This window comes from Streptomyces sp. H39-C1, assembly GCF_027158125.1.
Classification (GTDB): Bacteria; Actinomycetota; Actinomycetes; order Streptomycetales; family Streptomycetaceae; genus Actinacidiphila; species Actinacidiphila fildesensis.
In genome coordinates this window covers 37,770-63,390 of record NZ_JAPVLS010000022.1, presented here as the reverse complement: position 1 = coordinate 63,390, position 25,621 = coordinate 37,770, and the positions used below count along the sequence as shown (strand labels likewise).

The following is a 25,621-nucleotide window of genomic DNA, read 5'->3' as shown; positions in this document are numbered from 1 at the left end:
GGACCGGCCCGTGCGAATGGCCCGTTTCCGGCATGTGAAGAAGTCGTCGGCATTCGGTGGGCAATGCCGTCGGTGCACGTCTCGCGGTACCGAAACGCCGACCGAAACACTGTGACGGGCAAGGTGGCCCGGCGGCGCGTTGACGTGGTTGTGTCTTGCGACATACGGGAGTTGCGAAACGGATTTCCGAATTATTCGGGCATCGGACGACCGTTGAACCGGCCGGACCGGCTTTCCGCCGAACCGGCCGACACTATTCATGAACCCCCCACCGCTATGAAGGGAACCGCAAGTCATGCGCAACGACTTCACCCCCCAGGTCGAGACCCGCGAAATTGCCGACAGCGACCTGGACAACGTCTCCGGCGGTGTCGGCGTCGGTGTCGGCGTCGACGGTCTGTCGGCCAGCTCCATCGTGGGCACCGTCGAGTCGGTCCTGCCGGTCTCGCTGCCGCTCTCGACGGTCACCGGTCTTCTCCCGGCGCAGGTCAACGGTCTGGCCGCCGGTCTCTGACCGTCAGGTTCGCCACGAGACGTCATAGCGTCAGCAAGACCCGGCCCAGCGGTGCTTCTGACGCATCGTAAGGCTGGACATAGGCCCCGGAACCCCTCGTTCCGGGGCCTATGAATGCCGCACCCGAATGCAGTTGAAGGAATACTTCCGTGCAGTTCCGCCAAAAGGCGCTGTCCAAGCTGCAATCGCCAGAGGACCTCGACGTACCGGTGCTTCTCGCTCGGCCGCAGGGCTGGCTCGTGCTGACCGTCACAGCGGTCGTCATGGCCGTCGGCTGCTTCTGGGCGGTGACGGGCACGGTGTCGTCCAAGCTGAACGCACCCGGAATCCTGACGCATGCGGAAGGCAGTTACCTTCTGCAGAGTCCGGTCGCCGGCCAGATCACCGCCACCCTCGCCAAAGAGGGCGACACGCTGCCGGCGGGCGCTCCGTTGCTGACCGTACGCACGGACCGGAAGGCCGAGACCGTTCGCACGGTGGCGGCGGGCCGGGTGACCGCGATCATGGCCAGGACCGGCGCCGTCGTCGCCACCGGCGCGGACCTGGCGACGGTGGAGCACATGGACAGGCCCGACGACCCACTGGTGGCGGTGTTGTACGCGCCGGGCGGCAGCGCGCCGACGATCCCGGTGGGCGCTTCGGTGGAGCTGACCGTCCAGTCGGTGCCGGCGCAGCGGTTCGGTGTACTGCGGGGCCGCGTTCTGGCGATCGGCCGGATTCCCGAGACCCGGCAGCAGATCAGCAACTTCCTCGGGGACCGCCAGCTGGGCGAGCAGTTCTCGGCGCAGGGCCCGCCGGTGGCGGTCATGGTCCAGCTGGAACGGTCGGCCGGCACCACATCCGGCTTCACCTGGTCGTCGGCGCACGGACCGCCGTACCCGATCGATTCCACGACATTGGTCAGCGGCGCCATCCACCTGACCGCGCAGCATCCGATCGATTGGGTCCTTCCGTGAGCGCGCAGCACCGCCCGACCCCGGCAGGCCGCGGTCGGCACCGCCCCGAGCCGATGCGTGCGCCGGGACCGACGCCGGCGCCCAATCCGCGGAAGCAGCAGAAGTCGAGGAGGCCGAGGAGGCCGAAGAGCCGGAAACCCGTCCGCAGTCCCACCGTTCTGCAGATGGAAGCCGTGGAGTGCGGTGCCGCCTCGCTCGCCATGGTGCTCGGCCACCACGGCCGGCACGTCCCTCTCGAAGAACTCCGCATCGCCTGCGGTGTGTCCCGTGACGGCTCCCGGGCCAGCAACGTGCTGAAGGCGGCCCGCAGGTACGGTCTGGACGCCAAGGGCATGCAGATGGAGCCCGCCGCCCTCGCGGAGGTGCGGGCGCCGGCCGTCCTGTTCTGGGAGTTCAACCACTTCGTCGTCTTCGACGGGATGGGACGGCGGTTCGGCCGCCGGGGGATCCACCTCAACGATCCGGCCCGGGGCCGCCGTTTCGTGTCGTGGGAGGAGTTCGACTCCAGCTTCACCGGCGTCGTGCTGACCTTCGAGCCCGGCGGCAGGTTCCGCCGCGGCGGCCGCAAGCCCGGGGTGATGAGCGCCCTGCCGGCCCGGTTGCGCGGCACCACGGGCACGATGGCGGCAGCGCTGATCGCCAGCTTCCTGCTCGTCGTCGTCGGAGCGTCGGCGCCGGCCCTCAGCCGTACGTACATCGACCTGTTCCTGTTCGGCAATCAGACGTCGCTGCTGCCGGTGCTCTTCGGGTCGATGGCTGCCATGGTCGTGCTGACCGTCGTGCTGACCGCCGTTCAGCAGGCGAACCTGCTGCGCGGCCGCATCATCTCGTCCACCTTCGGCAGCGCCCGGTTCATGCGGCATCTGCTCAGGCTGCCGGTCACGTTCTTCGCCCAGCGCAACCCGGCCGACCTCGTCCAGCGCCTGCAGTCCAACGACACGGTGGCCGAGACCCTGGCCAGGGACCTCGCCGCCGCCGGGGTGGATGCCGTGGTCGTGGTGCTCTACGCGGTCCTGCTGTGGACCTACGATCCGCAACTGACGGTCGTCGGCGTGCTGATCGCGCTGCTCAACGTCGCGGCGATGCGCGTGGTGGTACGGATCCGCGCCACCGGTACGCAGAAGCTGCGTGCCGACAGCGCCCGGCTGACCAACACCTCGTACGGCGGGCTCCAGCTCATCGAGACGATGAAGGCGACCGGCGCCGAGAACGGCTACTTCCGCCGCTGGGCCGGCCAGCACGCCACGACCCTGGACGGGCAGCAGCGGCTCGGCGTGCCCAGCGCGGTACTCGCCGTCGTCGCGCCCACCCTCGCGGCGCTCAACAGCGCACTGATCCTGTGGATCGGCGGGCTGCGGGCGGTGGAGGGCCACATCTCCATCGGTCTGCTCGTCGCCTTCCAGGCGCTGGTGACCAGCTTCACCGCACCGGTCACCCGGCTCAACGGGGTGGCCGGCCGGATCCAGGACTTCGCGGCCGACGTGGCCCGGCTCAAGGACGTCGAGAGCTTCCCGGTGGACGGCCTGTACTCCCGCAGCGAGCCGGCCGCGAGCACCCGCAGGCTCAAGGGGCACGTGACACTGGAGAACGTCACCTTCGGCTACAGCCCGCTCGACAAACCGCTGCTCACCGACTTCTCGCTGTCGGTCGGCCCCGGCCGGCAGGTCGCGCTGGTCGGCGGCTCCGGCAGCGGCAAGTCCACGGTGTCCCGGCTGATCTCGGGTCTCTACAACCCGTGGGAGGGCGCGATCCGCATCGACGGGCAGCGGCTCGACGAGATCTCCCGCAGCGCGCTGTCCGCCTCGGTCTCCTTCGTCGATCAGGACGTCTTCCTCTTCGAGGGCACCGTCCGGGACAACGTCGCGCTGTGGGATCCGTCGATACCGGACGACGACGTCATCGCCGCGCTCAAGGACGCCGCCATCCACGACACGGTCGCCCGGCGTCCCGGCGGCATCCACAGCCGGGTCGAGCAGGACGGCCGCAACTTCTCCGGAGGCCAGCGGCAGCGGCTGGAGATCGCCCGGGCCCTGGTCCGCCGCCCCAGCGTCCTGGTCCTCGACGAGGTGACCAGCGCCCTGGACGCCGAGACCGAGCAGGTGATCATCGACAATCTGCGGCGGCGGGGCTGTGCCTGCGTGGTGATCGCGCACCGGCTGAGCACGGTGCGCGACAGCGACGAGATCGTCGTGCTCGACCACGGCACGGTCGTGGAGCGCGGTCGGCACGAGGACCTGATCGCGGCCGGGGGGCCGTACGCCGAGCTCGTCAGGGAGCACTGAGATGACATCCGTCCAGAACCCCGTGATCGCCGACGCCGTGCCGGGCGCCGTGCCCGGCGATGTGGTGGTCGGTGCCCTCGGCGGTCTGGGACAGCCCGTCGACTGCGCCGGCGCCCGCAGCATGAGCCTCGAGGGGCCCCATGTGCTGTGGCTCGTCGTGGGCGGGGCGATGGACCTGTTCGCGGTCGACGCCGGAAACCAGGGGCACTGGCACTTCCTCGGCCGGCTCGAAACGGGAACCCTGGTGCTCGGACCGGCGGAAGGCCCGCGCCACACCCTCGTCGGACGGCCCCTGCAAGGGTGCGAACTGCGCCGGATCCAGCTGCGGGAACTGTTCGGGCCCGGGTACGGCGGAGGCGGGTACGCCGGATACCCGGACCAGCAGGCGTACAGCGGCTACGAAGTGCCCCTCAGCCCGCTGGAGGACGCGTTCGCCCGCGGGGTCGGACGCAGCCTGCGCGTCCTGTTCGAGGCGCCCCACGACGGTCAGCCGGGCCATGGACCGGGAACGGCGGAGCCGGCCGCGGAGTACGAAGCGGCCGACGACAACATCCTGTGGATGCCGGTGGCCCCCGGCAGCGTGCAGTACGGCGCCGCGTTCAGCAGCGAGGCGGCCGCCGACCTGCTCATCGACGGTGCGATGTGGCAGCGGGTGGTCAATCAGCAGTCCCGGCTGCTGTTCGCGCTGGACCGCTGGATCGAACGCATCGAGCGCGCCCATGAGAACCGGACAGCGGCCGGCATCGAGGCCGGCCGGACGGTGCGCGCGCAGGCGGACCAGGCGCTGCTGGCCTCCATCGACAGGCCGGGAGGCAGGGCCCCGTCCCACCCGGCCGAGGGCACCGACGACGCCACACTCGCCGCCTGCCGCAGAGTCGCCGACGCGGCCGGGATCACCGTCTCGGCGCCCGTGGAGGGCGGCTCGGCGAACGGACGGTCGAGCCCGGTCGAGCGCATCGCGGTGAGCTCGGGCTTCCGCACCCGCACGGTCCGACTCGACGGCCGCTGGTGGCGGGAGAACTCCGGCCCCCTGCTGGGCCACCGGGCCGGTACGGGCGCCCCGGTCGCGCTGCTGTGGCGGCGCGGCAGATACGAGGCGGTGGATCCGGTCACCGGCGAGCGGACGCGCATCGGGAGTACGGGCGGGGGCGCGGCCGCGGCCGCGTTCCAGCCCCGCGCCGTCATGTTCTACCGTCCGCTGCCCGACCAGCCCATAGCCGCCTGGCGGCTGCTCCGCTTCAGTCTGCGCGGCACCCGGGCTGACCTGCGCAACCTGATCCTGGGCGGTCTGGTCGCGGTCGGACTGGGCGCGCTGGTGCCCATCGCGACGGGACAGGTGCTCGGCGTCTACGTACCGAACGCCGAGAACAGCCTCATCGTCCAGACCTCGCTGGCGATCGTCGCCACCACCATCGTCTCGGCCGCCTTCATGCTGCTGGAGAACATCTCCATCCTGCGCATGGAAGGGCGCATCGAGTCCACACTCCAGCCGGCCGTCTGGGACCGGCTGCTGCGCCTGCCGACGAAGTTCTTCGCCGGGCGCTCCACCGGAGAGCTGGCCAGCGCCGCCATGGGCATCAGTGCCATCCGCCGCGTGCTGTCCGGCATCAGCTCGGTGGCCGTGCAGGCGGGCACCGTCGGCGCCGTGAACCTCGCTCTGCTGCTCTGGTACAGCCCCATGCTGGCCCTGCTGGCGATGGCGATGCTCACCGTGATCGGCGCGGTGTTCCTCGGCCTGGGGCTGTGGCAACTGCGGTGGCAGCGCCGGCTGATCGCGCTCGGCAACAAGCTCAACAACCAGGCGTTCCAGACGCTGCGCGGACTGCCCAAACTGCGTGTCGCCGCGGCGGAGAGCTTCGCCTACGCGTCCTGGGCCCGCGAGTTCGCCCGCAGCCGCGAGCTGCAGCAGCGCGTGGGCCGGATCAAGAACCTGATCACGGTCGTCAACGCGGTCTATCTGCCGCTCTGCACCCTCGTCATGTTCATGCTGCTCGCAGGTCCGGCCCGCGGGACCCTGTCGGCCAGCAGCTTCCTCACCTTCAACACCGCAGTGACCATGCTGCTGACATCGGTGACCCAGCTGACCGGCGCACTCATCTCCGCCGTCTCCGTCCTGCCGCTGTTCGAGCAGATCAAACCGCTGCTCGACGAGGTGCCCGAGGTCGGCGGCGGCACCATACAGCCGGGCGTCCTGTCCGGCGAGATCGAGGTCAAGCAGCTGTCGTTCCGGTACGCCGACGACGCGCCACTGGTGCTCGACAACGTGTCGTTCCGGATCCTGCCGGGCGAGTTCGTCGCGATCGTCGGGTCCAGCGGCTGCGGCAAGTCGACGCTGCTCCGGCTGCTCATCGGCTTCGACCGGCCGGTCTCCGGCAGCGTGCTCTACGACGGTCAGGACCTGACGGCCCTCGACCCGGCGGCCGTGCGCCGCCAGTGCGGGGTCGTCCTGCAGAACGCGCAGCCGTTCACCGGCTCGATCCTGGACTGCATCTGCGGTTCCGAGACGTTCTCCCTGGAAGAGGCCTGGGAGGCGGCCGCGATGGCGGGCCTGACCGAGGACATCAAGGCCATGCCGATGGGCATGCACACCGTCCTCTCCGACGGCGGCGGCACCGTCTCCGGCGGCCAGCGGCAGCGCCTGATGATCGCCCAGGCCCTGATCCGCCACCCGCGCATCCTGTTCTTCGACGAAGCCACCAGCGCCCTCGACAACGAGACCCAGCGCGTCGTGACCGAGAGCACCCGCAAACTGCGCTCGACACGCGTCGTCATCGCCCACCGGCTGTCCACCGTCATGGACGCCGACCGCGTGATCGTCATGTCGGAGGGCCGGGTCCTCCAGCAGGGTCCACCCGCGGAACTCCTCGCCGACACCGGCGGCATGTTCCATGAGCTGGTGCGCCGTCAGATGCGCTGAACGAGCCACGCGCCCGCCGGGGAGCGCTCCTCTGCGGTCCGCGGCGCCCGGCGTGACACGCTGGGGAACCCAGCGTTCCCCGTCCCATGAGGAGGTGCGGTGCACGTGCCGCAGAGCGAGCCGCAGCGTGCTCCGGACGCCCCCACGGTACTGAGCGAGGAACGCCGGCTCCGCAAGGAGCTCGGGTTCTGGAGCCTGGCGGCGATCGGGTTCTCCAACATCCTCGGCTCCGGCTGGCTGTTCGCGGCCATGTTCGCCGCGCAGACCGCAGGGCCCGCCTCGTTGCTGTCCTGGGTCGCGGCGGGCGTGCTGTGCGGCCTGGTGGCGCTGGTGATGGTGGAGCTCGGCGCCACCCGCCCCGAGGGCGGCGGAACCGTGCGCTGGCCGCTCTACGCGAGCGGCCGGCTGGTGGGCACCGTGATCGGCTGGTCGGTCCTGCTGTCGGTCGGCGGCACGGCGGCGGAGATCAGCGCGATCATGCAGTACGCCGCGCACTACCTCCCCGGCCTCTACGACAACGGCCGGCTGACCGCGTCCGGCCTGGCCGTGGCCTCGGGACTGAGCATCCTGCTGACCGCGCTCAACTGGTTCGCGGTACGCACCTTCGCGCGGCTGAACAACCTGGTGTCGCTGTTCAAGGTCGTCGTGCCCGTCGTCACCGTGGTGGCGCTGTTCCTCTCCGGCACGCACTCCGGGCGGCTCACCGACCACGGCGGCTTCGCACCGTACGGCTACGCGGCCTGTCTGACCGCGCTCGCCAGCGGCGGCATCGTGTACTCCGTCAACGGCTTCCAGGCGCCGCTCGACTTCTCCGGCGAGGCCCGCAACCCCCGGCGCAATGTGCCGGGCGCGGTACTCACCGGCATCGGGCTGGCCGTGCTGGTCTACCTGGGACTGCAGCTCGCCTTCCTCTTCACGGTGCCGGACTCGCTGCTCGGCCACGGATGGCAGGGCGTGAACTTCGAGTCACCGTTCGGGCAGCTCGCCCTGGTGCTCAACCTGCACTGGCTGGCCACCCTGCTCTACGCCGACGCGGTGGTCTCGCCCGGCGGCTCGGCCTACGTCGGGGTCGCGATCGACGCCCGGCACACCTACGCCCTGGCCAAGAACGGCCTGCTGCCGCGCTTCTTCATGCGGATCGACGCCCGCTCCGGCATGGCCCACCGGGCGCTGCTGCTCAACCTCGTCGTGATCGTCCTGTTCATGCTGCCGTTCGGCGGCTGGCAGGACATCGTCAGCGTGATGGGCGACATGTATCTGCTCATCTACGCGGCGTCCGCGGTCGCCGTCGCCGTGTTCCGGGCGCGGGACAGGGAGCAGGGGGTGACCCGCAAGGACGGCCAGGTACCCGGGGTGCGCTGGATCGCGCCGATCAGCTTCGTGGTGGCCACCGAATTCGTCTACTGGTCGGGCTGGCACGATCTGCGCCTCGCGCTGCCGCTGGTTCTCGCCGGTGTGCCGCTGTTCCTGCTGCTGCGCCGCGACGCCGCCGGGCGGCCGGTGCGCGAGGAGCTGCGGGACGGCGCCTGGCTGGTCTGCCAGCTGGCCGCGCTGACGTTGCTGTCCTGGCTGGGCACCTTCGGCGGCTCGGGCCGGCTGCCCGCGCCGTACGACACGATCGTGGTCGGTGCCGTCGCGCTCGCCGTGTTCGGCTGGGCCGTGCGCTCCGGGACGGCGCACCTCCGGGTGGAACCGGCCCCGCCCGTCCCGGTCACCTGACCGGGGCCCGTGCTGGGGCATTCCGTGATGAACGGGGCCCACCCGGTGAGGAAAACCCAAGTGGAGGCGAACAAAAACACATGTACTCCGGCTCGCGCAGGCGGTGGGATCAGGGCGACCCCCCGCTTGCCCTGATCCGGCCCCCACCGCCGGACCAGCACACCCGGACGGAAAGGACTATCTGTGTCCCGTCCCCGAAGAGTCCTCGCGGCGCTCGCCGTGACCCTCCCGCTGCTCACCGCCGGCCTGCTCGCACCGGGAACGGCGTCGGCGCTCCCGCCCGGCGCCACGTACACGGTCTCCGTCGGCTCGAAGGCCTCCTACGCCCATCCGACCGACACCTCCGCGGTCCCCTACATCGACAAGGACGGCGCGTTCTACTTCCAGCAGTCCGCCGCCCTGTACGGTGCCACGGACCCCCGCTACTGGGACTTCTTCACCGGTACGAACTTCGACGACGCCTCGCGGTCGAGTGCTATCAGCAACGCGGTGAACCCGGCCAACTCCAGCGACAAGAACAACGACACGACCTGGCGCTGCAACAACAGCCCGACCGGAGTGACGGCGACCGCCGCGCCCTCGGGCTCGGGGTACGCGCAGAAGAACTACTGCGACCTGACCGGGGTGTGGGTCGATCCGGACACCGGTGACTGGTACGGCCTGGTGCACAACGAGTTCACCCCGCAGCCGTTCGGCGACGGCCTGCACTACGACGCGATCGACTACGCGCGCTCGACGAACCAGGGCAAGGTCTGGAACATCCTGGGCCACGCGATCACCTCGCCGTACAGCACCGCACGGGCCGACACCACGGCCTTCCCGAACCAGACGTACGACTACGGTGACGGCGACCAGCGGCTCTTCGTCGACACGGCGTCCGGCTACTTCTACATCACCTACGGCTCGCGCATCGTGGACAAGAACGGCGGCTGGAAGGCGTTCTACGCCCATGCCGCCCGCGCTCCCATCTCGTCCAAGATGGCGCCCGGCTCCTGGCAGAAGTGGTACAACGGCTCCTGGTCGCAGCCCGGACAGGGCGGCCTGGAGAGCAACGAGGTGCCGGTGACCTCCGCCGGCGGCACCGGATACACCCCCGCGTCGGCCGAGTACGATCCGGCCAACACCGGCACCGTGGACCAGCAGGTCGCGGCAGGCAAGATGCCGCCGACCTCGCCGCTGTTCGTCATGGACATCACCTACAACGCCTATCTGGGCCTGTACATCGGTGAACCGCAGGCGGTCGACCAGAGTGGCAACGCCCCACAGCAGATCTACGCCACCGACGACCTCTCCACCCAGAAGTGGACGCTGATCGGCGACACCGGCAGCCACCACACCGCCTCGTGGTACCGGTGGTTCCTGGACAGCGCGAACAGGACCAGTTCGACGATCGTCGGCAAGAACTTCCGCTCGTACTGCTCCTTCGGATGCTCCGGCGGCGCTTCCGGCGAGTACGTCAACCTCACGATCGACTCGTCCGCCCCGGCACCGTCACCGGTCGACCCGGCGAAGACCTACACGATCGGCAGCGGGTCCGGCCGCGTCCTCGCCCAGGCCACCGGCAGCTCGGCCACCACCTCGGTCACGGCCGCGACCGGGTCAAGTCTCGAATCGTGGAGCTTCACCGGCAACGGCGACGGCTCCTACCGCATCACCAACGCCGCCACCGGCCAACTGCTCGGGGTGAACTCCGCTGCGACGGCCAACCGTGCCTGGGCCACCAAGCCGACCGCCACCACGGTGGGGTCCGGCGGTCCCACCGTCGGCCAGCAGTGGTTCCTCATCAAGAACGTGAACTCCGCGGGCGCGCAGACCGGCACATACCGCATCGTCAACCGGTACAGCGGTCTCGTCCTCGGCATGTCGTCCGACACCGGCCGGCTCGCCGAGACCACCCCGGCCCGCACCTGGACCAACGGCACGGGCAACCCGGTCGGCGGCTCCCGTACCGCCGCCGAGCAGGTCCTGACCCTGACCGCCACCACGGCCGCGAGCAACCTGAACGGCACGCACACCATCTCCGTGTCCGGCAAGGCTCTCGATGATCCCGACTGGCACACGGAGCCCGGCGTCCAGCTCGACACCTGGTCGCTGAACGGCGGAAAGAACCAGAACTGGGTCTTCACCCAGCAGTCCGACGGCTCCTACACCCTCGTCAACGCCCACTCCAACCTGTGCGCCGACGACGACGGAGGCGCCACGGCACCGGGCACGGCAGTGGTCCAGTGGACCTGCACCGGCGGTGCCAACCAGAAATGGCGGGTGACGAAGCTGGCCTCCGGCGCCTACTCGATCACCAACGTCCACAGCGGACTCCTGCTGACGACCTCGTCGACCTCCGACGGTGGCACGGTCACCCAGCAGACGGACACCGATCTGCCGCGGCAGCACTGGACCATCGCCTGACCCCGCACCGAGTTAGCCATCGGCCGGCATCGCACTGAGCCAGGGAAGCGCACCCGATCGGTACCACCGATCTCGGGTGCGCTTTGCTCATGTTCCAACAAAATGCTGCGGAACTCAACGGGCGGCGCCGAGGGCGGAAGCCGGGGGTCCCGGCCCGGTGCGGGCTCTCCACGGGTGGCGGCGGCGCGGACCGGGGCCGAGGTGCCGTCGGCGTGCCCTCCGGGGTGCCGCGTTCGGCGGCCGGCTCCGTGCCGGGGGTCGTGCTCGGCGTGACGCCCTTGGGTAACGGACGAACGCAACGATGGCCCGCTCCTGAGGAAGGCCGGATCGCCCTGCCGGAACGTCGGCGGAAGACGGGTCCGGCCTCGACACATCGGCCGTGCGCCCTGGCCGGCCCGGATGCCCAGGGGTGGCGACCGCGATCCATGGTGCATCTTGAAGCAACGTATGTGAACTTGTTTGACCGGTCAGGGCGTGTCCTGACCCCCTTTCCCGTCCCCCGTGAGTGCTCCGGGGAAGGCCGGATGTCGATTTCCGCAGTCCGGAGCGGCTCGTACCGCTACATCACGGTCCCACAACACCACCGGGTCGGAGCGTTGACGCCCCTGGGTAAGGGGGCGTAGAACTACCCCTGCGAGCGAGGTCCCGGTTAATCCTGTTGAATTTTGTTCGAAACCATCAGGTGCTAGGAGGTCCCCAGCGGGACCCCCCTTCCGTCTCTTCGCCGCACCGCATCCCATGCACCGCATCGTGACCGCAGACCACAGCAGACCGCAGACCACAGACCACCCATGGAGGCACCATGTCGGATGTCGGCTCGCCGGGCAGCAACAATCCGGGGTCATCGCCGAGTCGCCGCACCCTGCTCAGGGGAATGGCCGGCATCGCAGGTCTCTCCGTCGCGGGCGGACTGCTCTCGGCCTGTGACAGCTCCTCGTCCACACCGAGCGACAGCGGTTCGGCCGGGGGTCAGGTGACCTTCGGCTCCAACTACTCGGACCCCGCAGCGAAGACCGCGTTCGCGGCGCTGGCGGGCGCGGCCACCAAGGCGTCCGGTTCACCGATCAAGATCAACACGGTCGACCACAACACCTTCCAGACCAACATCACCAGCTATCTGCAGGGCACGCCGGACGACCTGTTCACCTGGTTCGCCGGCTACCGCATGCAGTACTTCGCGGCCCAGGGCCTCGCGCTGCCGATCGACGACGTCTGGGAGAAGATCGGCGGCAACTTCGGCCCCGCCGCCAAGAAGCTGTCGACCGGTCTGGACGGCCACCAGTACCTGGTGCCGATGTACAACTACCCCTGGGTGGTCTTCTACAACAAGAGCGTGTTCAGCGCGAAGGGCTACACCGTCCCCACCAACTGGGACCAGTACCTCGCCCTGGCCAAGAAGATGAAGACCGACGGCATGATCCCGATCGCCTTCGCCGACAAGGACGGCTGGCCCGCGCTGGGCACCTTCGACATCCTCAACATGAGGATCAACGGCTACGACTACCACATGAAGCTGATGAAGCACGAGATCCCCTGGACCGACCCGGGGGTGACCCAGGTGTTCGATCACTGGGCCCAGCTCATGCCGTACGTACAGAGCGGCGCCAACGGCCGGATCTGGCAGGACGCCGCCAAGGCCCTGGAGACCAAGCAGGCCGGCATGATGTTCCAGGGCACCAACCAGGTCGCCGCGCAGTACGTCACCGACAAGGCGAACCTCGACGACCTGGACTTCTTCGTCTTCCCCGAGATCAACCCGGCCTACGGCACGGACTACATGGACGCGCCCACCGACGGCTTCATGCTCAGCAAGAAGGCCAAGAACACCGTCGCCGCCAAGAAGATCCTGGAGTACATCGGCACCGGCGCGGCCGAAGCCGAGTTCCTCAAGACCGACCAGTGGGACGTCGGCCTGGCCACCGGACTGAAGGTGCCGTCCTACAACGCGATCCAGACGAAGTCGGTCGCCGAGATCGCCAAGTGCAAGGCCGTCGCCCAGTACATGGACCGCGACGCGGACCCCGCCATGTCCAACGCGATGATCTCCATCATCCAGAAGTTCATCGCCGACCCGAGTTCCGGCAACATCGCCTCGTTGCAGAAGAGCGCGGAGAGCCAGGCAAAGGCCATCTACACCTCATGACGACCACCCAAGCGCGACCCCCGGCGGCGAAGCAGCGCCGCCGGGGCGGCGTGCGCAAACTCTCCGGACGCGACAAGCTCGTCGTCGCACTGCTCCTCGGCATCCCGCTGCTGATAGAACTGGTCTTCATCTGGTTCCCGGCACTGGGCACCGTCCTGCTGTCGTTCACCAAGTGGAACGGCGTCGGCAGCCTCGGCACCAAGTCGTGCCTGCCCAACGTGCCCTCGATCATGAACAACGGCTGCCTGTACGGGGTGCAGAACTACCACCAGGCCGCCACGATCTACCCCGAGTTCTGGCCCGCCGTCCAGCACAACCTCATCTGGCTGGCCGTCTTCATCCTCTTCGCGACCCCGCTGGGCATGCTGTTCGCCGTCGTCATCGACTACGGCATCAAGGGCAGCCGGATGTACCAGAGCATCCTCTTCCTCCCCGTGATGCTCTCCCTCGCGCTGATCGGCATCATCTGGGAGTTCATGTACTCCCAGAACTTCGGGCTGATCAACACGGTCATCGGACGCAACGGCGACAGCAACGCCATCGACTGGCTCGGCGATCCACACCTCAACCTCTGGGCCGTCCTGGTCGAGGCGACGTGGCGTCAGTCCGGCTATGTGATGGTCCTGTACCTCGCCGGACTCAAGGCGGTGGACCCGACGCTGCGGGAGGCCGCCAAGGTCGACGGGGCCAACGCCTGGCAGACGTTCTGGCGCGTGGTCTTCCCGGTGATGAAGCCGATCAACATCGTCATCATGGTCGTCACCGTCATCGAGTCGCTGCGCGCGTTCGACCTCGTCTACATCACCAACAAGGGAATCAACGGCCTGGAACTGCTCTCGGTGCTGGTCACCTCCAACATCGTCGGCGAGACCCAGCGGGTGGGCTTCGGATCGGCGCTGGGCGTGGTGCTCCTGGTGATCTCACTGGTCCCGATCAGCATCTTCCTGTTCCAGACGTTCCGCCGTGAGGACACCCCATGACCACCGACACCCTGCCCCGCGTCACAGCGCAGCAGAGCTCCGGCGAACGGCCGAAGTCCCGCCCCTGGGGGCAGGTCAGCGCTCAGCTGTTCCTCGTCAGCGCCTCGGTGCTGTGGCTGCTCCCGATACTGTTCGCCCTGTACATCGCGCTGCGGCCGTACGCCGAGACGCAGAAGTACGGCTATGTCTCACTGCCGCACCACCTCACGCTGAAGAACTTCTCGCAGGCGTGGACGCAGTCGGACATGCTGCACTACTTCCTGAACTCGGTGCTGATCACGGTTCCGGCGGTGGTGGTCGCCCTCGCGCTCTCCACCGGGGTCGCCTTCATACTGACCCGGGTCAACGTGAAGCTGAACGTCGCCCTGCTCATCCTGTTCACCGCGGGAAACCTGCTCCCGCAGCAGGTCATCATCACCCCCCTGTACCGGCTCTTCCTGAAGGTCCCGCTGCCGGAATTCCTCAGCGAGAGCGGTCTGCTGTACAACTCGGCCTTCGGCCTGATCCTCATCAACGTGGCGTTCCAGCAGGGCTTCTGCGTCTTCGTGCTGAGCAACTACATGAAGTCGATCCCGGAGGAGATGTACGAGGCGGCGCTGGTCGACGGCGCCGGCCTGTGGACCCGGTTCTGGAAGCTCACCGTGCCGCTGTGCCGCCCCGCGCTGGCAGCCCTCGCCACCTTGCTGACCACCTGGATCTACAACGACTTCTTCTGGGCGATCACCCTGATGTCGTCGGGTGACAAACGACCGGTCACCTCCGCACTGGCCAACCTGCAGGGCCAGTTCGTCAGCGATCAGAACCTGATCGCGGCCGCGGCACTGATCGCGGCCGTGCCCACCCTGGTGGTCTACGTCCTGCTGCAGAAGCAGTTCATCGCGGGCCTGTCCCTGGGATCGAGCAAGGGCTGAGCGCAGCACCGCAAGTGCTCCCCGAAAGACGGCCGGTCACCCGGCCGTCGGTCCGTCAGCGGGCGTTCGGCGCCGCGTGGACGCGCTCGCCGCCGACATAGGTCAGTGCCACGGTGGTGTCACCGATGGCCTCCGGCGGGCCGTCGAAGGGATCACGGTCCAGGACCACCAGGTCGGCCAGCGCGCCGACGCGGATCGTGCCCGTGTCGTCCAGGTGGTTCACGTAGGCGGAACCCGCTGTGTACGCCGTCAGCGCGGTGCCCAGGTCGAGACGCTGCCCGGGCAGGAAGGCCGGGCGGTCCTCGCCGTGGCCGACGCGGTTGACCGCGACATGGATGCCCTGCATCGGGTCGGGGCTGCTCACCGGCCAGTCGCTGCCGGCCGCCAGCGTGGCACCGGCCCGCAGCAGGTCGCCGAACGGGTACTGCCAGGAGGCCAGTTCACCTCCCAGGAACGGGATGGTGAGCTCGTCCATCTGCGGTTCGTGGGTGGCCCAGAGCGGCTGCAGGTTGGCGACCGCGCCGAGGCGGGCGAAGCGCGGGACGTCGTCGGGGTGGACCACCTGCAGATGGGCGAGGTGGTGCCGGTTGTCGCGGCGGCCGTTGGCGGCGAGGGCCGCCTCGACGGCGTCCAGCGCCTCGCGCACGGCGCGGTCGCCCAACGCGTGGAAGTGGACCTGGAAGCCCAGGGCGTCCAGCTCCACGACATGGTCGCGCAGCGCCGCCGGGTCGACGAAGCTGAGGCCGCTGTTGGCGGTGGCGCAGCCGCAGGAGTCCAGATAGGGCGCCGTCATCGCGGCCGTGAAGTTCTCGGTGATGCCGTCCAGCATGATCTTCACCGAATCGGCCCTGAAGCGCCCGGCACGCAGCTGCTCGCGACGCTCGACCAGCTCGGCGATCTGCTCCGCGCCGCGTGAGCGGTCCCACCACAGGGCGCCGTTGACGCGGGCGGTGAGACGGCCGTCGGCGGCGGCGGTGAAGTAGGCGTCGGAGGGGTCGGGCTGACCGTTGAAGACGCCGAGGATGGCGTCCTGCCAACTGGTGATGCCGAGGCCGTGCAGCACCTGCTGGGCGCGGAGCAGTCCGGCGAGGCGGTCGGCCGCGGTGGTCTTCGGGACCAGGCGCGCGACGAGCCCGGTCGCCCCCTCCTGCAGCATGCCGCCGGGGGCGCCGTCGGCCTCGCGCTCGATCCGGCCGTCGGAGGGGTCGGCGCTGTCGGCGGTGAGCCCGGCGAGCTCCAGGGCGCGGGTGTTGGCCCACGCACCGTGATGGTCGCGGTTGAAGAGGAACACCGGCCGGTCGGCGACGACGGCGTCGATGAGGTGGCGGGTCGGCACCCCGCCCTCGAAACTCTCCAGGGACCAGCCGCTGCCGGTGATCCATTCTCGCTCCGGGTACGCCTCGGCGTAGGCCGCGATCCGGCGCTGGTACTCGGCAAGGCTGGTGGTGCCCGTCAGATCGCACTCGCCCAGCTCGACGCCCGCGTAGACCGCGTGGACGTGGGCGTCCTGGAAACCGGGGATCAGCAGCCGCCCGGCGAGGTCCACCACCTCGGTCTTCGGACCGACCAGTTCGCGCACTTCGTCGTGCCCGACGGCGACGATGCGCCCGCCGCGGACGGCCACGGTCGTGGCGCGGCTGCGGGCCGGATCCGTGGTGAGGGCGGGGCCGCCGGTGAAGACGAGGTCTGCGGCGTGGGTCATGGACTGCTCCATATGTCGTTTCGGTGGGGCGGAGGGCGTCAGGTCGTCGGGTGGGTGGTTCAGATGGTCGCGGAGGTTGGGACCGTGGTGGGCTCGGCGGAGAGCAGGTCCGCCGCGCCGGCATCGGTGGCCTGGCCGGCGGCGAAGTAGGGCGACTTGCGGCCCCACTTGGCCCAGCCGGCGACCAGCAGCCCGGAGAGGATCATCAGCACCGGCATCTGCAGCAGGAACCAGCCGTTGTCCGCCCGCAGTGCGAAGTGGTCGGCTGAGGTGGCGTACCCCCAGCACATGTACCCGGCGAGGGCGAACAGGACCAGTGCGCTGAGCACCGGCAGCACGACCGCCCGCACGCCCTCCCAGAGGGTGTTGCGCAGCAGCCCGCGGAAGCGCACGGCGGCGGCGACGGCGGTCAGACCGTAGGAGAGCGCGACGACGATGCCGATGGCACTGACCGAGGCGCTGATCAGCTCGCTGACCTTCGGGATGACCAGGGAGAGCGCCGCGACCACGGCGGCGATCGCACCGAGGAGCAGCGTTCCCGCCGCGGGCGTCCCGTACTTCGGGTGGATGCGGGTCCAGACCGGGCCGACGGTGCGGTCGCGGCCCATGGCGAACAGCCCGCGCACCGTGGGGATCACTCCGGCCTGCAGCGAGGCCACGGCGGAGAAGGTCAGCGCGACCAGGGGCAGTGCCGCGAGCGGCTGGTGGGCCAGCTGGTTGCCGAAGTAGGTCAGCCCCTGCGCACCGTTGTCGACGAGCTGGCCGGAGGAGAGGACCCGCTGGAAGGCCACCGCGCCGAGAAGGAACAGACCGAGCATGGTGAACACCGTGATCAGGCCGCTGCGGGAGGCGTCACGCGGGTCGCGCACCTCCTCGCTGACGCTGAAGGCGGCGTCGAAGCCCCAGTAGCAGAACACCGCCACCACCATGCCCTGGGCCAGCGCGGCGAGCGAGGGGATCGTGAAGGGGTTGAACCAGTCGAGGCTGAACGGCTGGGTGCCGGCGAAGAGGCCGTACCCGCAGAAGCCCAGCAGCACCAAGTACTCGAAGCCCAGGAGATGGCGCTGCAAGCGCGCGGCGACGTCGGCCCCGGTGACGGCGGCGAGCGTGGCGGCCACCAGCACCGTCATCCCGAGCAGCGTCGATTGCAGCGTGCTGTCGGGATTCAGGGTCAGTCCGGCCAGGCGGTGCAGTCCCGCCTGGCCGGCGAGCTGGATCAGGGCCGATCCGGTCACGGTCGTGGTGTAGGCGAGGAAGACGACGGTTCCGACGACGTTCACCCAGCCGGAGAGGAACCCCAGCCAGGGGCTGACCGAGCGGCCGACCCAGACGTAGCTGTTGCCGCAGTTGGGCTCGACCCGGTTGAGCCGGGAGTAGGCCGCGGCGATCCCCAGGATCGGCAGGAAGGCGAGCAGCATGATGATCGGCAGATGCAAGCCGACGATCCCGGTGAGCAGCCCCATCCCGAGGCCGATGCTGGTGGTCGCGGCGGTGGTGGACGCGGCGATGACCACGCCGTCCAGTACGCCGAGCGACCGTCTCATGTCTGTTGCCATCGGGCCACCGCTTCGCTCGGGACTGGGTTGGAGCGACATGCAATCCTGCGGGCTCTTAACACGTCAATGGTGTTGACATAAGCTCCGGCCATGACCGACCGGCAGATCCCCGGGACCGCGCGGCCGCGCCGCCGCCCCACGAAGCAGGGCACGGTGCTGTCCGAAGCACTGATCGTCGAGACCGCGCTGCGGCTGATCCGCCAGCACGGATCGGCCGCGCTGACCGTACGGCGGCTGGGCGCGGCACTGGGCGCGGACCCCAGCGCGCTCTACCGGTACTTCCGCAACACCGACGACCTGCTGCTCGCCGTCGCCGACGAGCTGATCGGCCAGGCCTTCGCCGGCTGGGCCCCGGTCGGCGACTGGCGCGCCGACCTGCGCGAACTGGGCCTGCGGATCCACTCCGCCTATCTCGAGCACCCGCAGGCCGCGATGCTGGCGGCCTACCGGGTCACCGGACGGCCGCACGAGGCCTTCGCCATCGAGTCGATCCTGGGCGTACTGCGCCGCGGCGGTTTCCCGGACCCCGAGGCGGTCCGGATGTACCACACCTTCGTCGACACAGGCCTGGCCTACGCGGCCCTGGACGCCGCCAGCGCCGCGCTCCCGCCGCAGGCCCGGGAGGCCGAGCGGCAGGTCTGGGAGCGGACCTACGCCTCCCTGCCGAGCACCACCCACCCCCACATCGCCGCCACCACGCGCCTGCTGCAGGCCGAAATGGGCCGCAGCGCCTACACCAAAACCCTGGACCTCGTCCTGGACGCGGCAGCGGCCCGCCTCGACACCCTGACGACCGGCAGGCCGTCACCGCCTCTCGCTAGCATGGAACGATGACCACATCTCATGTCCTGACCTGGGCGGTCAGCGAGAGCGACGGTTACGAGACAGCGTGGATCGAGGTCGACGACACCTCACTGCGGGCACGTGGCCGCGTGGTCGGCACAGTGCCCGAGCCCTACTGGATCACGTACGAACTCGACACCACGGAAGACTTCGTGACCCGCCGACTGCGGGCCACCTCCGAAATGGCGAGCAGGACCGTCGAGTTGGACCTGCGTGGCACCCAGGACGGACGATGGACGGTGAACGGTGAACCGGCGCCCGACCTGGGCAGCGCGCTCGACTGCGACCTCGGCCTGTCCCCGCTGACCAACACCATGCCGGTGCTGCGCCATGCCCTGCACCGCGTCCCGGGCGAGCAGGACTTCCTGATGGCCTGGATCCGTGTCCCGGACCTCACGGTCCAGCCCAACCGACAGACCTACACCCACCTCGGCGCGAACCGCGTGCGCTACGCCTCGGGCACGTACCGGGCGGATCTCACTCTGGACGCCGACGGTCTCGTCGTCACGTACCCGGGTTTGGCTCAGCGCAGGTGAGTGCCTCCTGCTCCGCCGACCGCCCTGGATCGCAGGAGCTCGCACCGATGCGTCAGCGACGCATCAGCACAGGACGCGAAGCGCCCCGGGCTGAACCCTTGCCGTCATGGGGAGGATGTTGTCGACCTCGCCGTCCGCGCCGAAGGGGATTTCGCGGTCCGCCACGATGCGGACTTCCTTGCCACGGAGGACCTCGATCTCGGGGCGGTTGATGTGCGCGCCGGTCTTGAGTTCGTTCATGATGGTGAAGAAGAGGCGCTTGGGCGCTTCGCGGATGATGACGACGTCCAGCAGCCCGTCGTCGAGGCGCGCGTCCGGGGCGATGAGGCGGCCGAAGCCGTAGTAGGCGGAGTTGGCCGCCACGACCGTGTAGCCGCGTCGCTCGCGGGAGACGCCGTCCACGGTGATGCTGAAGTCGGCAGCCCACCAGGTGGCCACCGCGCGCAGGCCGCCCGCGTAGTAGGAGGCGGAACCCCGCAGGAGGCGTGAGGTGTTGGCGTGACGGTTGGCCAGCGCGTCGACGCCCGCGTAGACGCTGCCCAGGACGACGGTTCTGGTGTGGGCCGCCGACTCGACCGCGATCGTGTCGATGCGGCGCGGTGTGCCCTTCAGGAGCAGTTTGGCCAGCGCCGGGGGCTCGTTGGGAAGACCGAGGGCTCGTGCGAAGTCGTTTCCGCGGCCGGCGGGGACGATTCCGAGGACGGCGTCGGTGCCGCTGAGGGCGCCGCCGACGCAGCCCACTATTCCGTCGCCGCCGACGGCGAGGACGATGTGCCCCTGCTCGGCTGCCTTCAGCGCGATTTCCCGCGCGTGTTCCAAGCTGTGGCTGTACTGCGTGTCGAGCTGCGCTCCCGCTTGCCGGAGCAGGCGGGCCAGCGGGAGCAGGGCTGCTGTTCCGGTGGCGCCCCCGGCGGTGGGGTTGACGACCGCTGTGAACTGTCGCATGAGAGTGCCTCCGAAAGGCATGAGTGACCAGTCAGCGGATGGGAAGCAGGATGCCGGGGTTGAGGATGCCCGCGGGGTCGAGGGCCGCCTTGACGGCCTGCAGGACGTGCACCCCGAGCGGGCCGATCTCCTGGGTGTACCAGTCGCGATGATCGGTCCCCACGCCGTGGTGGTGAGTGATGGTGCCGCCGGCCGTGAGGATGGCGTCGTTGGCGGCGCGCTTGGCCGGTGCCCAGTGGGCGACCGGATCCTCGCCCTGGGCCGAGACCACGGTGAAGTAGAGGGACGCGCCGGTCTCGTAGACGTGGGAGATGTGGCACATGACGAGCGGCGGGGTTCCCGCCGCGGTCAGGGTGTCGTTGAGCGCCTTGCGCACGGCTTCGTAGAGGGCCGGGATGCGGGACCAGAAGGCCGCGGTCTCCAGGGTCTCGGCGAACGCACCCGCGTCGAGCAGCGAGTCGCGGAGGTAGGGCGCGGAGTAGCGGCCATGGGCCCACTTCTCGCCGGCCGCGTCCACGAGTTCGCCTCCGCAGGAGCGCAGGACGGCGGCTGCCTGGGCGCGCCTGTTCTCCGTGTCCTCGGCGGTGCCCTCGTACCCGGCGACGGCCATGACGCCGGCGGGCTGGGCGGCGGCCGGCTGTCCGCCGATGCTGTCCGGCTGAGCCAGTCCGACCAGCGTCTCCGTCTCGTCCGAGAGGCGCAGCACGGTGGGCAGCGGGCCGTCCTGGGCGAGTCGGCGCAGTGCGGTTGCGCCGGCCTCGAAGGTGGCGAATCTCCAGCCCTCGTACACCTTGACCACGGGGACCGGTCGGATGCGTACGGTCACCGAGGTGATGACGCCGAACGCGCCCTCGGAACCCAGGATCAGCTGGCGGAGGTCCGGGCCGGCGGCGGACCGGGGCGCACGGCCCACTTCCAGGGTGCCTTCAGGCGTGGCCACCGTCAGGCCCAGCACCATCTCGTCGAACCGGCCGTAGCCGGCCGACGCCTGCCCGCTGGAGCGGGCCGCGGCGAATCCACCGATGGTCGCCCACTCGTAGGACTGCGGGAAATGCCCCAGGGTGAAGCCGTGTGCGGCGAGCAGTGCCTCCGCCTGCGGTGCGCGGAGCCCGGACTGCAGGGTCGCGGTGCGGGAGACCTCGTCGACGGAGACCAGGCCGTCCAGGCGGCGCAGGTCCAGCGCGACGAAGGGGCCCGGTCCGGTGGGAGCAAGTCCACCGACCACCGATGTGCCGCCGCCGAAGGGGACCACCGCCACGCCGTGCTCGGCGCAGACCCGCAGAACGTCGAGGACGTCCTGGTGGGATCCCGGCAGCAGCACGGCATCCGGTAGGTCGTCGACCTCGCCGGCGCGGATCCGCAGGAGGTCGGGGGTGGACTTGCCACGGGTGTGCCGGATCCGGGTCTCCGCGTCGGTCCGCAGCTGGGCCGGGTCGCCGAGGCAGTCGGCGAGAGCCCGGCGGGCCTCGGCACCGAGGCCGGACTCCGGCACGACGATGTCGCCGAGCACGGTTGCCTCGGTGCTTCGAGGCTTGACGCCGAGCAGGTCTCGCAGCAGGCCGAGCGCTGAGTCGGGCAGCGGTGCCGCCTTGGCCGGGTCGCCCCAGCCACTCCACAACATGTCCACCATCAGTGCTTCCTTACCGATCGGATCCGCGGGCGCTGTGTTCCTCGGCCCCCGCTGGCATTACACTGTGACAGATGACGCCCATTCGTCACAAGCACTCGGACAGCAGCGCTGTACTCGACGCGGCACGCGACTGCGTTCTGGCCGTCGGCGTTCGCCGGACCACCCTGACCGACGTGGCCCGGCGTGCCGGGGTCTCGCGTATGACGCTGTACCGCAAGTGGCCGGACGTACGGACACTCGTGGGCGACCTGATGACCCGCGAGTGGGTCGCCGTCGCAACGGACGCCCTGCCCGGGCACGACCCCTCGGCTCCCACCCTCGTGCGGCTGGTCGACGGCCTGACGGCCGGCGTACGGGCGTTCCGCGCCCATCCGCTCTTCCACAAGATCATCGACGTCGATCCCGAACTGCTGCTCCCGTATGTGCTCGACCGCCGGGGGGCCAGTCAGGACGCACTGCTGGAGCTCCTCGTCGCGGCCCTGCGGGAAGGGCACGCCGACGGATCCGTCCGTGCGGACCACCCGGTCCGGCAGGCCCGTTCCCTGCTGCTCATCGCCCAGGCCTTCACACTTTCGTTGCGCACGATGTCCGACGAGACCGACCCCGACCTGACCGCGGCAGCTTTCGACGATGAACTGCGGACGATCCTGGAGAGGACCCTCACGCCATGAGCTCCCACCCGCTGCCCCGTCCGGCCCGAGCCTCCTCCTCCCTGAACGCCGGGCGCCGATCCCGGGAACTGGCCGAGGTCGCCGACGGCATGAAAGTCGACGTCCTGGTCGTCGGGCTCGGTGCGACCGGCGCCGGCGTCGCCCTCGACGCTGCGTCCCGCGGCCTGTCGGTGGCCGCGATCGACGCCCACGACCTCGCTTTCGGGACATCCCGGTGGAGCTCGAAGCTGATCCACGGCGGCCTGCGCTACCTCGCCTCCGGCCAGCTGGACGTGGCCTACGAAAGCGCGGTCGAGCGGGGGGTGCTGATGGAGCGCACCGCCCCGCACCTCGTCCATGCCCAGCCCTTCGTTCTGCCGCTGACACCGTTGGTCACACGGCAGCAGGCCGCACTGACCTGGGCCGGATTCAGAGCGGGCGACCTGCTCCGCGCATCGGCCGGCACCTCCCGCCGCGCCCTGCCCGCCCCCCGCCATCTGTCCGCGGTGGAGACCCGGCATCTCGCCCCCGCTCTGCGCCAGTCCGGGCTGCGGGGCGGACTTCTGTCCTGGGACGGCCAACTGAGCGACGACGCCCGGTTGGTGACCGCTCTCGCCCGCACCGCCGCGACCCGCGGCGCAAGGATCCTGACCCGTGTCCGTGCGCTGGAGCTCACCGGCGCCGGAGCCAGGGTGCGGGACGAACTGACCGGTGAGGAAACGCAGATACGGGCCCGCGCCGTGATCAACGCGGCAGGAGTATGGGCAGGCGGTCTCGTCGAGGAGGTACGACTGCGCCCGTCCCGCGGAACCCATCTCGTGCTGCGATCCCAGGACCTCGGCATGATGACCGCCGGGATGCACATCCCGATTCCCGGCGAGAGCAACCGCTTCGCCCTCGTGCTGCCGCAGGGCGACGGACGCGTCTACGTCGGACTGACCGACGAGCCCATCGAGGGACCGGTTCCGGATGTCCCGGACGTGCCCGAGACGGACGTCGGCTTCCTGCTCGACGTCCTGGGATCAGCTCTCGAGGTGTCCCTCGACCGTACGCATGTCGTGGGCGCGTTCGCCGGCCTGCGTCCGCTGCTCGACATCACCACCTCGGAGCCGGGCTCCCACGGACCGGATCGCACCGCCGACATCTCCCGCCGACACGCGGTGCTGACCTCGCCCCAGGGCGTCACGACGATCGTCGGCGGCAAGCTCACCACGTACCGGCGGATGGCCCAGGACGCGGTGGACGCCGCCGTCATCACCCGCCGCCTCGCCGCCGGACCGTGCCGCACCGCATCCATTCCGCTGGTCGGAGCGGCGCCGCCGCGAACCCTGACGACGCTCGACGCCCCCGCCCGCCTGATCGAGCGCTACGGAATCGAGGCACCGGCGGTCCACGCCCTGGGCGCCGCTGAACCCGAACTCCGCACCCCCGTCGCCCCCGGCCACACCGTCACAGCAGCCGAGTTGGTCTGGGCGGTGCTCCACGAAGGAGCACTGGACGCGTCCGACCTCCTGGATCGCCGTACTCGCACCGGCCTGGTTCCTTCCGACCGGGAGGCGGCCATGGGCGCGGCGAACGAAGCACTCGCCAGGGGCAACGCGCCGGATCGGCTCTCCACCTGAGGGTCGGTCACCACGGGCCTGGGCGTGGACTCACGCGCAGGTGTCGTGGACGGGCGAGCACGCGGGGGGACGCGCCCGGCCAATTCGTGGCGACTACTATGAGGTATCAGTCGATCACAAGAGGTAATGGAGGCGGCGTGATGCTGGGTCTGGTTCCTGGAGCGAAAGCCGAGTCAGGGATGCGCAGCCTGGGGCTCGATGAGATCGCCTCGCGGCCCACGGCTCTCAAGTGCATGGGCCGCAGCTACAGTGCCGCACGGTCCGACGGTGCGGTGGTCATCCAGGACGTCACCGACATCACGCGTCCGCTCCCTCTGGGTAGAGCCGAACCCCGCTCGGGAAATCTGTGGAGCGTCCGCACTCCCCGGGGCCTGTTGGCCGCCTGCACCGATGAGACCCTGCACGCGATCGCGGCGCTGAGGGAAGCCAACTGGCCGCCCCGTGACCCCTGTCCGCAAGGGGGTCGGGGGTTGGGAACCGTCTAGCGGAGGCTGTGTTCTGCAGCCTCAGCCCGTGCTGTCCGCGCGGTCCGCTCAGTGCGCGCGGTGTCAGTGCGGGCGGTGTCAGTGCGGGCGGTGTCAGTGCGCGCAGAGTCAGTGCGCGCGGTGAAGGAAGGCGTCCACGAGCCGGTCGGTGAAGGCGCGGTCGATCGGTTCGCCGGCCACCAGGAAGCGGTAGTAGACGGGGCCCACGATTTGGTCCGTCTCGGCTGCGACGTCCAGGCCGGCGGGCAGGTCGCCGCGGTCCACGGCGCGGTCCAGGGGGAGGCGGTCGCGGCGGCGCTGTTCGTCCAGGTACCGGCCCTGGAGGTCGGCGGCGAAGACCGGGTCGAGTTGTGCCTGGGCCATCAGTGCCTTGAGGACGGCTCCGGAATCGGACCGGCTGAGGAAAGCGGCGAGCCAGCTCAGGTGGTCGCGCAGATCGCGGGCGACGTCGCCGTGGTCCGGCGGGGCGGGTTCCTCGGTCACGTCCTGGAGGAAAGCCTCCATGAGGATGTCGGTCTTGGTGTTCCACCAGCGGTAGATCGTCTGCTTGGCCACGCCGGCACGCGCCGCGATGCCTTCCACCGTGACGCCCGCGAACCCCTTCTCGGCGAGCAGGTCGTCGACCGCTTCCAGTACCGACTGCCGGGCCTTCGCGCTCCTCCCGTGACGGTTCCCGTGGTGGCCCCGGCCCGCGGTGCCGACGGAGCTGTCCGGTGCGGCGCCCTTTGCAACTCGGCCCGCCAGGTCATTGCCCGTCAGGTCATTGCCCGCCACGCCACTGCTCGTCACGACGGTGTCCTCCTCGGCGGTGCTCTCCTCGGCGG

18 protein-coding genes are annotated in these 25,621 nt (G+C 69.8%); 13 read left to right on the top strand and 5 right to left on the bottom strand.

The features are described from left to right. Nucleotides 1–295 precede the first annotated feature (295 nt). The 9 genes from O3W51_RS16975 to O3W51_RS16935 all read left to right on the top strand — a co-directional run bounded on the left by O3W51_RS16975 (nucleotide 296) and on the right by O3W51_RS16935 (nucleotide 14,828). Nucleotides 296–514, top strand: a complete 219-nt coding sequence (locus tag O3W51_RS16975) for a type A2 lantipeptide (protein WP_164296912.1) — start codon at nucleotides 296–298, stop codon at nucleotides 512–514. Between the two features lie 149 nt (nucleotides 515–663). Next, nucleotides 664–1,470, top strand: a complete 807-nt coding sequence (locus tag O3W51_RS16970; RefSeq protein WP_138355502.1) for an HlyD family efflux transporter periplasmic adaptor subunit — start codon at nucleotides 664–666, stop codon at nucleotides 1,468–1,470. Between the two features lie 53 nt (nucleotides 1,471–1,523). After that, nucleotides 1,524–3,752 (top strand): NHLP family bacteriocin export ABC transporter peptidase/permease/ATPase subunit, encoded by a 2,229-nt coding sequence (locus O3W51_RS16965; protein ID WP_198358071.1) that lies wholly within the window; start codon nucleotides 1,524–1,526, stop codon nucleotides 3,750–3,752. 1 nt (nucleotide 3,753) lies between these two features. After that, nucleotides 3,754–6,669 (top strand): NHLP bacteriocin export ABC transporter permease/ATPase subunit, encoded by a 2,916-nt coding sequence (locus tag O3W51_RS16960; protein WP_198358061.1) that lies wholly within the window; start codon nucleotides 3,754–3,756, stop codon nucleotides 6,667–6,669. 99 nt (nucleotides 6,670–6,768) lie between these two features. Beyond that, nucleotides 6,769–8,388, top strand: a complete 1,620-nt coding sequence (locus O3W51_RS16955; RefSeq protein ID WP_438817426.1) for an APC family permease — start codon at nucleotides 6,769–6,771, stop codon at nucleotides 8,386–8,388. A gap of 183 nt (nucleotides 8,389–8,571) precedes the next feature. Continuing rightward, nucleotides 8,572–10,794 (top strand): RICIN domain-containing protein, encoded by a 2,223-nt coding sequence (locus O3W51_RS16950; protein ID WP_138355500.1) that lies wholly within the window; start codon nucleotides 8,572–8,574, stop codon nucleotides 10,792–10,794. A gap of 874 nt (nucleotides 10,795–11,668) precedes the next feature. Continuing rightward, on the top strand, nucleotides 11,669–12,937 hold the full coding sequence (locus O3W51_RS16945) for an ABC transporter substrate-binding protein (RefSeq protein WP_232485512.1): 1,269 nt from the start codon (nucleotides 11,669–11,671) through the stop codon (nucleotides 12,935–12,937). Beyond that, the gene (locus O3W51_RS16940) at nucleotides 12,934–13,917 is read left to right on the top strand and encodes a carbohydrate ABC transporter permease (protein ID WP_138355498.1); all 984 of its coding nucleotides are present in this window, start codon (nucleotides 12,934–12,936) and stop codon (nucleotides 13,915–13,917) included. Before O3W51_RS16945 ends, O3W51_RS16940 begins: the two co-directional genes overlap by 4 nt. Continuing rightward, on the top strand, nucleotides 13,914–14,828 hold the full coding sequence (locus O3W51_RS16935) for a carbohydrate ABC transporter permease (protein ID WP_138355497.1): 915 nt from the start codon (nucleotides 13,914–13,916) through the stop codon (nucleotides 14,826–14,828). The genes O3W51_RS16940 and O3W51_RS16935 overlap by 4 nt, the downstream gene beginning before the upstream one ends. 55 nt (nucleotides 14,829–14,883) lie before the next feature. Here O3W51_RS16935 and O3W51_RS16930 read toward each other — a convergent pair whose 3' ends face one another. Next, nucleotides 14,884–16,530: an amidohydrolase gene (locus O3W51_RS16930; RefSeq protein ID WP_198358059.1), complete on the bottom strand. Its 1,647-nt coding sequence runs from the start codon at nucleotides 16,528–16,530 to the stop codon at nucleotides 14,884–14,886. A gap of 59 nt (nucleotides 16,531–16,589) precedes the next feature. Beyond that, the gene (locus tag O3W51_RS16925) at nucleotides 16,590–18,074 is read right to left on the bottom strand and encodes an APC family permease (protein WP_203218425.1); all 1,485 of its coding nucleotides are present in this window, start codon (nucleotides 18,072–18,074) and stop codon (nucleotides 16,590–16,592) included. 102 nt (nucleotides 18,075–18,176) lie between these two features. Between O3W51_RS16925 and O3W51_RS16920 the strand changes: the two genes are divergently transcribed. Continuing rightward, nucleotides 18,177–18,920 carry a TetR/AcrR family transcriptional regulator gene (locus tag O3W51_RS16920; RefSeq protein WP_138355494.1) on the top strand — a complete coding sequence of 248 codons (744 nt, stop codon included), beginning with the start codon at nucleotides 18,177–18,179 and terminating at the stop codon, nucleotides 18,918–18,920. Further along, nucleotides 18,917–19,465 carry a putative glycolipid-binding domain-containing protein gene (locus O3W51_RS16915; protein WP_138355493.1) on the top strand — a complete coding sequence of 183 codons (549 nt, stop codon included), beginning with the start codon at nucleotides 18,917–18,919 and terminating at the stop codon, nucleotides 19,463–19,465. The genes O3W51_RS16920 and O3W51_RS16915 overlap by 4 nt, the downstream gene beginning before the upstream one ends. A 63-nt stretch (nucleotides 19,466–19,528) precedes the next feature. Here O3W51_RS16915 and O3W51_RS16910 read toward each other — a convergent pair whose 3' ends face one another. Then, nucleotides 19,529–20,410 carry a YegS/Rv2252/BmrU family lipid kinase gene (locus O3W51_RS16910; protein ID WP_138355492.1) on the bottom strand — a complete coding sequence of 294 codons (882 nt, stop codon included), beginning with the start codon at nucleotides 20,408–20,410 and terminating at the stop codon, nucleotides 19,529–19,531. 31 nt (nucleotides 20,411–20,441) lie between these two features. Further along, entirely contained in the window at nucleotides 20,442–22,037 is a 1,596-nt protein-coding gene (locus O3W51_RS16905; RefSeq protein ID WP_269286505.1) for an FAD-binding oxidoreductase, read from the bottom strand. 74 nt (nucleotides 22,038–22,111) lie between these two features. Between O3W51_RS16905 and O3W51_RS16900 the strand changes: the two genes are divergently transcribed. After that, nucleotides 22,112–22,711 carry a TetR/AcrR family transcriptional regulator gene (locus O3W51_RS16900; RefSeq protein ID WP_138355491.1) on the top strand — a complete coding sequence of 200 codons (600 nt, stop codon included), beginning with the start codon at nucleotides 22,112–22,114 and terminating at the stop codon, nucleotides 22,709–22,711. Further along, entirely contained in the window at nucleotides 22,708–24,312 is a 1,605-nt protein-coding gene (locus tag O3W51_RS16895; RefSeq protein ID WP_269286447.1) for a glycerol-3-phosphate dehydrogenase/oxidase, read from the top strand. The genes O3W51_RS16900 and O3W51_RS16895 overlap by 4 nt, the downstream gene beginning before the upstream one ends. 593 nt (nucleotides 24,313–24,905) lie before the next feature. On the opposite strand, the gene O3W51_RS16890 is transcribed toward O3W51_RS16895, so the two are convergent. Continuing rightward, the gene (locus O3W51_RS16890; RefSeq protein ID WP_269286445.1) at nucleotides 24,906–25,586 is read right to left on the bottom strand and encodes a TetR/AcrR family transcriptional regulator; all 681 of its coding nucleotides are present in this window, start codon (nucleotides 25,584–25,586) and stop codon (nucleotides 24,906–24,908) included. Nucleotides 25,587–25,621: the final 35 nt, after the last annotated feature.